Source organism: Bacillus haikouensis (assembly GCF_013179555.1).
In the GTDB taxonomy this organism is placed as follows: domain Bacteria; phylum Bacillota; class Bacilli; order Bacillales; family Bacillaceae_B; genus Rossellomorea; species Rossellomorea haikouensis_A.
In genome coordinates this window covers 1-4349 of the sequence record NZ_JABMCR010000314.1, presented here as the reverse complement: position 1 = coordinate 4349, position 4349 = coordinate 1, and the positions used below count along the sequence as shown (strand labels likewise).

Genomic DNA, 4349 nt, shown 5'->3' with positions numbered 1-4349 from the left:
ATAAACATTCTATTCTATGATATAGTAGATTACTAAGCAAATGAATTATTTGGGGTCTTCGAGACTGTATTTAGTCAACCCCTCTATAATCAAGAAGGGAGACGTATTATGTCACTCGAAACAATAGTTCGAATGCTGGATACACAAGTGAATTTCAAGGAGAGTGAGATTATTCACACTTTCTGTTCCAACGACCAGACACCTGTACTGTCGGTAAATTACCACTTTGACACTGAAATGTTTTTATTAACCTATATTGAAACACAGCGAACGGAGAAATATACAACAATCGATAAGTTGGCAGACACCATCGATCGATTCCTGAATCCGCAGCCACTAGGAGTATGATATAAATAAACCGCCTCGTCCTCTTATCAGGTCGGGGCGGTTTTTGGTCATTGGTCAGGACAACTTTGATATAAAGATGCTTGCAATCCCAAAATAGACAAGCAGTGAAAAGATGTCATTTATAGTTGTGATGAGCGGCCCTGATGCTACGGCTGGGTCAATATTAAACTTATATAGCAGAAGCGGGATGATGGTACCTGCAAGCGTACCGATTATGAGCGTTATCAATAAGGAGCTCCCTACAACAATCCCCAGAGTCAAGCTTCCCTGCCAGATGAATGCAATGGCCGATATCAATATCGCACAGCTGAGACCAATGATGATCCCTACCCACAATTCACGAAATATGAGTTTCACCACCTGTTTGACATCCAAATCCTGAGATACAAGTCCCCTAACGACAACTGCAAGAGACTGGGTTCCCGTATTCCCCGTCATACCTGCGATCATCGGCATGAAAAATGCAAGTGCTACAGCCGACTGAAGCGTATCTGAGAATCCATCAATAATACTACCCGATACGAGTCCGATCAACAGCAGAAGGATGAGCCACGGCAATCTTCTATAAGCAGCAACGAATGGCTTCGTGTTGAAATCAATCGCTTTACCTGAAGCAGAAAGCTTCTCGATATCTTCATTTGCCTCTTGAATCACCACATCGATAATGTCATCTACTGTAATGACACCCATCAGCTTATCATCATCCTTAATGACCGGTATGGATATGAAGTCATAACGGCTGATCAATTTAGCCACATCCTCCTGATCGGTATGGACATCGACTTTGACTACTCTTGTGAACATGATATCTTCTATCCTGTCCTGCATTTCACCGAGAAGCAAATCTTTGTATGAAACTACCCCTACAAGCTTCTTCCACTCATCAATGACATAAAGGTAGTTCAAATACTCAGCAAGCTCGGCAAAATGTTTCAATTTATCGACTGCTTCTCTTACCGTATAGTGTTTAGAAATCCATACGAACCGGTTATTCATAATCCTCCCTGCCGTTTCCGGTGGATAATTCATCATATGTTGAACCACAGCAGATTCTTCCTGCTTCATCTCGGAGAGCAGTTCTTCAATCTGTTCAGGATCAAGGTCAGATAAAAGTGTTGTCAAATCATCATTTTCCATCAGATCAAGTACCTTGGTCGACTTTTCAATTCCCAGCTTCTGCAGGACCTCCAACTGATCTTCTTTCTCTAATTCCTTCATCAGCTCGGTAAGCTGGGTGATGCTTAAATAAAGAAGGAATTTATTTCGATGTTTTGCCGGGAGGTGCTGATACTGCTGTGCCATATCATATGGCTGCAGTTCATCCACGATGTCCTGGAATCCACGTTTTTTGCCTTCTTTTAAACATTGTATAATTTCAAGTGTCAATTCGTATTCTGTAGAAGAAGGTGCCATGTACTCAACTCTCTCTGCATGATTTCGTCATTGATATAATACCCAATTTCAACCATAATGAACATAGTTAAGGAAAACAAATTCAGAGAAAAGAGTTGCATCATGTTGCAAAAATATGTATTTATAGGATTAGCCGGTGCCGCAGGCTCAGTAGTAAGATTTATACTGGGCACTGGGATAGACGCTCATTGGATCTACAACTTCCCACTCGGCACACTTGTAGTTAATCTGATCGGTTGTTTTATATTGGGATGGCTTACCACCTTCATTTTTCAATTTAATAAATTGAACCCCTCAACAAAAGCAGCACTTGGCACAGGCCTGGTAGGTTCGTTCACCACGTTCTCTGCTTTCAGTGTGGAAACTGTTGAGTTGATACTTGAGGCTGAGTGGCTGATAGCATTCCTATACATGATAATCAGTATGACAGGTGGTCTTTTCATGTCGTGGTCGGGTTACAGGTCAGGCAGGAATCTATGGGAGCGTCAAAATTCTGTCATGGAGGATGAAATTTGATGGTTATTCAAGGAATCCTGATTGGCCTAGGGGGATCTTTAGGGGCAATTTCACGCTATTGGGCAGGCAAATGGTTTACAAGCCGAACTTCTTCACTATTTCCGTATGCAACGTTAACCGTCAACTTGATAGGTTCTTTCTTTTTAGGATATACAATCGGGTATGGGCTTCATGGTCCTTTGTACTCATTTATTGGGATCGGTTATTTCGGAGCTTTTACCACCTTTTCTACTTTTAAGCTTGAGATCATTCAAATGGATGCCAGGAAAAACTGGAAACTGCTTGCTGTTTATCTTTTCACAAGCTATACATTTGGAATACTTTTTGCTTTATTCGGAATGATGGCAGGAGGGATTTAATAAAGTGTTTTCTTGTATGGAACTGATGCTTCTTACTGGTAAATCCACAACATATTGCAGTCCTAATAGCAAAAGTGCTCCTGGGCTGCAGGAGCACTTTTGCATCACGAACAATTAAGGAGGTACTCTTGTCTATACGGCGGAAGTATATAGACGAGAAAGCTTGTTCATGGGTAAAAACGAATGAAGCTTTTGGTTACGGTGACTAAAGGATTTTATACAAGCCGCTATGAAAATACCGCATTCATTTTTACCGATTTGTTTGTTTCTCTACTTCACTATATGTACAACCCCTCCTCTTTGTGCAGACAAGCATTTAATTATTCGAAAATGGTCATTCCCCCATTTAAACCCCAACTCAAATCGGATGCTTTATCAAAAGGGATTGCTAAGCAGTTCCCAGATTAATTATAAAAACAGGGAAACGCTGAATTGACTTTCGTCCAATCAGCGTTTTTTATGTATCTCATTAATACTATTCAAAATCGGTTAAAGCGATTTCTTTAATTATTCGTGCAGGATTACCACCTACCACTACATTTGAGGGTACGTCCTTCGTCACGACTGCCCCCGATGCAACGACCACATTGTCACCGATGGTTACGCCTGGATTGATGATAGCCCCGCCGCCGATCCACGCATTGTTTCCAATTGATACCGGTTTCCCGTATTCTGGACCTTTGATACGTTCAATGGGATTAATGGGATGAGTTGCAGTATAGATATGTACACCCGGTGCAAGCATACAATTATTGCCGAACCTCACTTCACACACATCAAGAATCACACAGTCGAAGTTTGCGAAGAATTTATCACCGACATGGATGTTATAACCGTAATCGCATCTGAAATTCGGTTCCATAAAGACTTCTTCTCCAGTAGAACCAAACAACTTCTTGATCAATCCTATTCGTTTCTCTTCTTCTATTTCCGTTGTAGCATTAAATTGTCTTATCAAGAGCCTTGCCTGCTGACGTTCTTTTATCAATTCTTGATCCCATGGCTTATATAATTCTCCGTCGAGCATCTTTTGTTTTTCTGATTTCATGTTATCTATTCCTTTTCCATCATTTTGTCTACCTTTATATTGTTCACACCTTCAGGTTTCACACTTCATTCGCTAGTTTTCTCTATAAACCTTCTCAGCCCTGCTCACGCTGTAACTTAATACCATGAGACTCATCACAATCTATATAACCCAGATCCCTTGATCACCAGCTGCAAGCATGATCCCTCCAACACTTAAAATAAGAGCAGTTATAAAGCCGGATATGGCTATAACATCTTTTAAGACTGGCGAATTCATGTTACCTCCCCCTTTATTAAGTTAATATTAACATATTATCTTTCTCTTGGATCAATCAATGCAGCAAGGAATAATAGAGATTCTCCTTCTCAAAACTCCCCGTTATGCAGAGCGGTTCACGATTAGCATCGTATTTTTCATAATCACCCCTCTTTTAAAATACCTGCTTTAATGTGTTTATACCTGAAATTAGATTGAGAGAAACCCCCAGGGAAAGCTGATGATGACGTGTATATATTGAATAAACAGTTGCCCTATTCAATCAATTTCCTAACCTCAGATGTTTATCCATCCATAATTAAGGATAAACCTTATACAATTCCTTTTTAGCTAGGAGGTTCATTCCTATGAAACCATCAGAAGACAAGCAAAATCAAAATAGAAACCAGCAAAACCGCAAGAAGATG

Annotated in this window: 5 protein-coding genes; 3 read left to right on the top strand and 2 right to left on the bottom strand. The window is 40.4% G+C overall.

Annotated features, from left to right (window positions below; all coding sequences use genetic code 11):
* The first annotated feature begins 108 nt into the window (after positions 1 to 108).
* Positions 109 to 348 (top strand): hypothetical protein, encoded by a 240-nt coding sequence (locus HP456_RS20475; RefSeq protein ID WP_172254559.1) that lies wholly within the window; start codon positions 109 to 111, stop codon positions 346 to 348.
* A gap of 54 nt (positions 349 to 402) precedes the next feature.
* Here HP456_RS20475 and mgtE read toward each other — a convergent pair whose 3' ends face one another.
* Positions 403 to 1761 carry a magnesium transporter gene (gene mgtE / locus HP456_RS20470; protein WP_172254557.1) on the bottom strand — a complete coding sequence of 453 codons (1359 nt, stop codon included), beginning with the start codon at positions 1759 to 1761 and terminating at the stop codon, positions 403 to 405.
* 102 nt (positions 1762 to 1863) lie between these two features.
* Between mgtE and crcB the strand changes: the two genes are divergently transcribed.
* Together crcB and HP456_RS20460 are read left to right on the top strand one after the other, a co-directional pair.
* Entirely contained in the window at positions 1864 to 2277 is a 414-nt protein-coding gene (gene crcB, locus HP456_RS20465; protein WP_172254555.1) for a fluoride efflux transporter CrcB, read from the top strand.
* Positions 2277 to 2636, top strand: coding sequence for a fluoride efflux transporter FluC (locus tag HP456_RS20460; RefSeq protein ID WP_172254561.1), 360 nt, complete (start codon positions 2277 to 2279; stop codon positions 2634 to 2636). The genes crcB and HP456_RS20460 overlap by 1 nt, the downstream gene beginning before the upstream one ends.
* Before the next feature lie 475 nt (positions 2637 to 3111).
* Here HP456_RS20460 and HP456_RS20455 read toward each other — a convergent pair whose 3' ends face one another.
* Complete coding sequence (locus tag HP456_RS20455; RefSeq protein WP_172254553.1) at positions 3112 to 3684, bottom strand: sugar O-acetyltransferase; 573 nt, start codon at positions 3682 to 3684, stop codon at positions 3112 to 3114.
* Positions 3685 to 4349: the final 665 nt, after the last annotated feature.